The organism is Pseudomonas lactucae, from assembly GCF_016937615.1.
GTDB classification, from domain to species: Bacteria; Pseudomonadota; Gammaproteobacteria; order Pseudomonadales; family Pseudomonadaceae; genus Aquipseudomonas; species Aquipseudomonas lactucae.
Map to the genome: position 1 here is coordinate 1 of NZ_JAFHKI010000177.1, position 5,582 is coordinate 5,582.

General features: G+C 61.4%; 6 protein-coding genes. 1 reads left to right on the forward strand and 5 read right to left on the reverse strand.

Features of this window, described 5'->3' with window-relative positions:
- Positions 1-42 precede the first annotated feature (42 nt).
- The 3 genes from JWR98_RS26380 to ctlX all read right to left on the reverse strand — a co-directional run bounded on the left by JWR98_RS26380 (position 43) and on the right by ctlX (position 3,065).
- Positions 43-822 (reverse strand): ABC transporter substrate-binding protein, encoded by a 780-nt coding sequence (locus tag JWR98_RS26380; protein WP_003174886.1) that lies wholly within the window; start codon positions 820-822, stop codon positions 43-45.
- Between the two features lie 258 nt (positions 823-1,080).
- Entirely contained in the window at positions 1,081-2,127 is a 1,047-nt protein-coding gene (locus JWR98_RS26385; protein ID WP_078733830.1) for an ornithine cyclodeaminase, read from the reverse strand.
- Positions 2,128-2,138: 11 nt separating this feature from the next.
- Positions 2,139-3,065, reverse strand: coding sequence for a citrulline utilization hydrolase CtlX (gene ctlX, locus JWR98_RS26390; protein WP_078733829.1), 927 nt, complete (start codon positions 3,063-3,065; stop codon positions 2,139-2,141).
- 234 nt (positions 3,066-3,299) lie between these two features.
- Here ctlX and JWR98_RS26395 point away from each other — a divergent pair, with 234 nt between their 5' ends.
- The gene (locus JWR98_RS26395; protein WP_078733828.1) at positions 3,300-4,193 is read left to right on the forward strand and encodes a GNAT family acetyltransferase; all 894 of its coding nucleotides are present in this window, start codon (positions 3,300-3,302) and stop codon (positions 4,191-4,193) included.
- 67 nt (positions 4,194-4,260) lie between these two features.
- Here the strand turns inward: JWR98_RS26395 and JWR98_RS26400 are convergent, their stop codons facing one another.
- Positions 4,261-5,280: a branched-chain amino acid aminotransferase gene (locus JWR98_RS26400; protein ID WP_003174882.1), complete on the reverse strand. Its 1,020-nt coding sequence runs from the start codon at positions 5,278-5,280 to the stop codon at positions 4,261-4,263.
- Positions 5,281-5,483: 203 nt separating this feature from the next.
- On the reverse strand, positions 5,484-5,582 hold a 99-nt coding region (locus JWR98_RS29635; RefSeq protein ID WP_225908871.1), incomplete at its 5' end, for a hypothetical protein.

A 5,582-nucleotide genomic window follows, 5' to 3' on the forward strand; every position in this document is an offset into this window, starting at 1 on the left:
CCCCTCCCTCATAAGCCACCTCACACAGGGAATTGTGAGGACTTACTCGTGGTAGATGTCCTGATCGCCGAAGTACTTCTTCTGGATCTGCGCATAAGTGCCATCGGCCTGTACGGCGGCGATGCCCTTGTTGATCAGATCGCGCAGTTCCTGGTCGTTCTTGCGCAGGCCCATGGCGATGTCCAGCGGCAGGGTCGGGTCCTTGAAGGCCGGGCCGGTCTTGAAGTCGGCGCCTTCAGGCTTGGACAGGAAGTTGAGCTGGGCTTCGAGCTTGTCGGTCAGGGTGGCGTCGAGGCGACCGTTCTGCAGGTCGGCGTAGTTCTGGTCCTGGGACTGGTACGCCTTGACTTGGGCACCGAGCTTGGCCAGATGCGCACGGGCATAGGCTTCCTGCAGGGAGCCTTGCAGTACGCCGACCTGCTTGCCCTTGAGAGATTCCGGGGTGTCGCCGAAGTCGGCGCCTTTGCGGGTGATCACGGACGTCGGGCTGAGGAACAGACGGTCGGTGAAGTCAATCTGTTTTTCGCGGGCCGGGGTCACGGCCATGGACGACATGATCGCGTCGAACTTGCGCGCGCGCAGGGCCGGGATCATGCCGTCGAATTCGTTGTGCACCCAGGTGCATTTCACTTCGAGCTTGGCGCAGATCGCATTGCCCAATTCGATATCGAAACCTTGCAGGCTGCCGTCGGCGGCGACGGATTCGAAGGGAGGATATTCGGGGAACACGCCGAAGCGGATTTCTTTCCATTCCTGGGCGTGGGCGGCGGTGGCGCACAGTGGCAACAGCAACGCAGCGAAGAGTGATCGCAATGGAGTCATGGTGTAGTCCCTATATTTTGTAATTGATGTCAGGGCAGTAAAAAAGGGTGCGGCATGCATTCAGCGGGTGACGCTTTGGTCGGGCTCAGAATGCTTCATGATGGTGCGTTTTTTGTGTCGTTTACCCGGTGCGCAAAGTGCTAATTGCGCTGTTAAAAAGCGCAATGCAGCGGAATCGGCTGCCGCACGCGCTAAATCGGCTTTTTACGCATCGAAATCTGCCCTGGCCTGGGCGCAAAGCGGCAGGCCAGAGCGGTCTCAGGCGCGCTTTTTGTGCTGTGCGCCTGGCTGATGGGTCAGGCGTGCGAACAGGTCCTTGGGGTCGGCGAGGTCGGGCACCAGTTCCAGCTCGCTGCCTACGTCGAGGGCCTTGGCCACGTCCAGCACGTAGCGCAGGGCCGAGTAGTCTTCGATGGCAAAGCCCACCGAGTCGAACAGCGTGACCTGGCGTGCGTTTTCGCGGCCGGGTTGCTGGCCATTGATCACCTGCCACAGTTCGGTCACCGGCGAATTTTCCGGCATGTGCTGGATTTCACCTTCGATGCGGCTTTGCGGTTCGTACTCCACGATCACACGGGCGCGTTCGACGATGCGGCGGTCCAGCTCGGTCTTGCCCGGGCAGTCGCCGCCCACGGCGTTGAGGTGCATGCCGGGTTCGATCATGTCGTCGGTGAGGATGGTGGCGTAGGCCTTGTCGGCGGTGACGGTGGTGACGATGTCCGCGCCTTTGACCGCTTCGGCCACGCTGGCGGCCAGGATCACTTTGATCGCCGGGAACGCCTTGAGGTTGGCCGCCAGCTTGGCGGTGGCCTTGGCGTCGATATCGAACAGGCGAATCTCATTGATGCCGAGCATGGCGTGGAAGGCCAGGGCCTGGAATTCACTCTGCGAGCCGTTGCCGATCAATGCCATGCTGCGGCTGTTGTCGCGGGCCAGGTAGCGCGCCACCAGCGCCGAGGTCGCGGCGGTGCGAATGGCGGTGGTCAGGGTCATTTCCGCGAGCAAAACCGGCTTGCCGGTGTCGACATCGCCCAGCGCGCCGAAGGCCATCACAGTGAGCATGCCGGCCAGGGTGTTCTTCGGATGACCGTTGACGTACTTGAAGGCGTACAACGACGCGTCGGACACCGGCATCAGTTCGATCACGCCATCGGGCGAGTGGTTGGCCAGGCGTGCGCATTTTTCGAAATCCTGCCAGCGCAGGTAGTCGGCTCGGATGTACTCGGCCATCTCGGTGATGCAGGTTTGCAGGCCTTTTTGCGAAACCAGGTAGCTGAGGTCGTTGACGTCGATATAGCGGGTCATGGCAAGACTCCTTATTGAAATGAGGGGCGGACGGGCAAATGCACTTCCGCCAGCATGCAGCGGGCACTGCCGCCGCCGATGCGTTCGATGTTGTCGATATTCACCACCACCGGTCGCGTATGGCGCTCCACATGCTGGCGCTGCGTCGGTTGCAGTGCGCCCCAGGCGCTGGCGGACATCACCAGCAGCGGCTGGCCGTCGCGGTCGTGCACTTCGAGCATGTTGCCGGCGAAGGCTTCCAACTGGTCGAAGTCGAGGGCGAGGATGTCCTTGCCGGTGTCGCGCAGGGAGCGTTCCAGGGCCAGGCGTTCAGCTTCGTCCGGCAGCGCTTGCAGGCACACCACCGAGAGATCGCGGCCGACGCTCATCATCACGTTGCTGTGGTAGATCGGCGCGTGATGGCGGTCGACCGCGTGGAATACGCACAACTGGTAGTCGAGGCGTTCGGCGAATTGGCGCAGGGCATCGTGGTGGGTGCGCCCGGAGTGGCAGGCGTAGCTGATGCGATGCTGGCGATCGAGCACCATGCTGCCGGTGCCTTCGAGGAAGATGTCGTGCTGTTCCAGATGGCTCAGGTCAATGGTGTTCTTGACCATAAAACGCTGCTCCAGCACTTGCAGCACACCCTTGTTGCGCTCCAGGCGTCGGTTCTGGCCTTCCATCGGGTACAGCACCAGGCTGCCGTCGGCGTGACTGCTCCACCAGTTGTTGGGGAAGATCGAGTCGGGCGTGTGGGGCGCCGGGGTGTCCTGCACCACCAGTACTTCCACGCCGTGCCGGCGCAGGGTGTCGACGTAACCGTCGAATTCTTCCAGCGCTTTCTGCTGCGCGCTGAGCGGGTCCAGGGGCGGGCGCTGGAAACGGTTGTTGATCGCGGTGTCCGGGTTGAAGGCAAAGCGCGCCGGGCGAATCATCAGGACGGTATTGGTGGTTTGCATGGGGGCACGGGTCCATGGGGGATCTTGTGCCGCTATTTTGGGCGGTGTGCGGCATGAATCCCGGCTGAAACAACGGGGTGGTCCAGCCGGGAAAGCTGAAAAGAGGGGTAGGTCAGCCGAATCGGCTGCCGGATTGAAATATGGTCAAACTGTGGGAGGGGCGGTGCGACGATTCGACTTGCTCCCACATTGGTATTGTGGTGTTTGTCATAGTCGTGTCAGGCCGGAGGAATCATGTCTACCGTCGTTCGTATTGCCCAAGCTTCAGATGCCGAGGGCATCAGCCAAGTCATCCTCGCGGCCCTGCACAGCAGCAATGCGCGGGATTACCCGGCGGAGGTGATCGCTCGAGTGGCGAGCAACTTTACCGCCGACGCTGTGCTGGACCTGCTCAAGCGCCGTGTCGTACTGGTAGCGATCCAGGATCAATTGATCGTCGCCACGGCGGCCCTCGATGCGAACGTGGTGCGCTCGGTGTTCGTCAACCCGGCGCTGCAGGGGCAAGGCATCGGCCGGCTATTGATGATTGAAATCGAACTGCGTGCCCGTGAAGCCGGGGTGACGGTCTTGAGCGTGCCGTCCTCGCTGACGGCCGAGCCGTTCTACGCCAAGCTGGGGTTTCATACGGTGCGCGACGTTTATCACGGCAACGAGCGCACGCTGGTGATGGAAAAGACGCTGCTGTCGCGCCATCCCATCGGGCCGTATCGCGACCGTCAACACCGTGCCCAGGTGATCGCGTTGTGGCAGGAGGCGTTTGGCTATGACGCCGCCCATAACCTGCCGAGCCTGGCGATCGATAAGAAGTTGGCGGTCGATGATGGGCTGTTCTTTGTTGCAACCGATAAAAAAACCGTGATCGGCACAATTCTCGCCGGGTACGACGGGCATCGTGGCTGGCTGTATTCGGTGGCGGTGCATGCCGACTATCGGCGCCATGGCCTGGGATCGTCGCTGGTGCGCTATGCGGAGCAGGCGTTGACGGCATTGGGCTGCATGAAGATCAACCTGCAGATCAGCGGCGGCAATGAGGCGGTGGTGGGGTTTTATGAGGCGCTGGGGTATGGGGTGGAGCCGAGGATCAGTATGGGCAAGAAGATTGCGGAGAATATCCCCAAACGGTCTTGAAAGCGCAGGCGATCCAATGTGGGAGGGGCGGTGCGACCCTCCCACAGGGTATTGCAGTGTTGCTGGGTTAGACTTTTACGATCCAACCGGCTGGCGCTTCAACATCGCCGGTCTGCACACCGGTCAGCTCTTTGTAGAGCTTCTGGGTGACCGGGCCCACTTCGGTTTCACTGTGGAATACGTGCAGTTGGCCGTTGTACTGGATACCGCCGATCGGCGAGATCACCGCTGCGGTGCCGCAGGCGCCGGCTTCCTTGAATTGATCCAGCTTGTCGATGAACACTTCGCCCTCGACCACTTCCAGGCCCAGGCGGGTCTGGGCCAGTTCGATCAGCGACAGGCGAGTGATGCCTGGAAGCACCGAAGGCGACTTCGGCGTGATGAACTTATTGTCGTGGGTGATCCCGAAGAAGTTGGCCGAACCGACTTCTTCGATTTTCGAGTGGGTCATCGGGTCCAGATAGATCGCGTCGGCGAAACCGGATTTCTTCGCCTCCGAGCCCGGCATCAGGCTGGCGGCGTAGTTGCCACCCACTTTGGCGGCGCCGGTGCCTTGTGGGGCGGCGCGGTCGAAGGTGGAGATCTGGAAGTTGTGGGGCACCAGGCCGCCCTTGAAGTAGGCGCCGACCGGGATGCAGAACACCGAGAAGATGAACTCCGGCGCGGTGCGCACCCCGATGTTGTCACCGGTGCCGATCACGAACGGGCGCAGGTACAGCGCGCCGCCGCTGCCGTACGGCGGGATGAAGCGCTCGTTGGCCTTGACCACTTGTTTGCAGGCGTCGATGAAGTCTTCGGTCGACACGTGCGGCATCAGCAGGCGGGCACAGCTGCGCTGCATGCGCGCGGCGTTCTGGTCCGGACGGAACAGGTTGATCGAACCGTCCTTGCAGCGGTAGGCCTTGAGGCCTTCAAAGCATTGCTGGCCATAGTGCAGGGCGGTGGAGCCCTCGCTGATGTGCAGCACGTTGTCGTCGGTCAGGGTGCCAGCTTGCCATTCGCCGTTTTTCCAGGTCTGGAGAAACCGCTTGTCGGTCTTGATGTAGTCAAAACCCAGCTTGTCCCAATTGATGCTTTCGTTACCCATGACACCCTCTATCTCTGGTCAAGTCGGATTTTTTCTGAATGGGCGCAACAATACTTCATTCTTGGCTTGTGTGGGAGCCAGTGAGTGGACGCCTTCAGCCTCTGTATTGGCCGATCCACCGCTATCGGGGGCAAGCCCCCTCCCACAGGGGAATGCATTCCAAATGTGGGAGGGGGCTTGCCCCCGATGGCCTCGCCACGGTTTTACAGGTGCAACGCGTGACCCAAAGCCCGCAACGCGGCTTCCTGCACCGCTTCGCCCAGCGTCGGATGGGCATGGATAGTGCCGGCCACGTCTTCCAG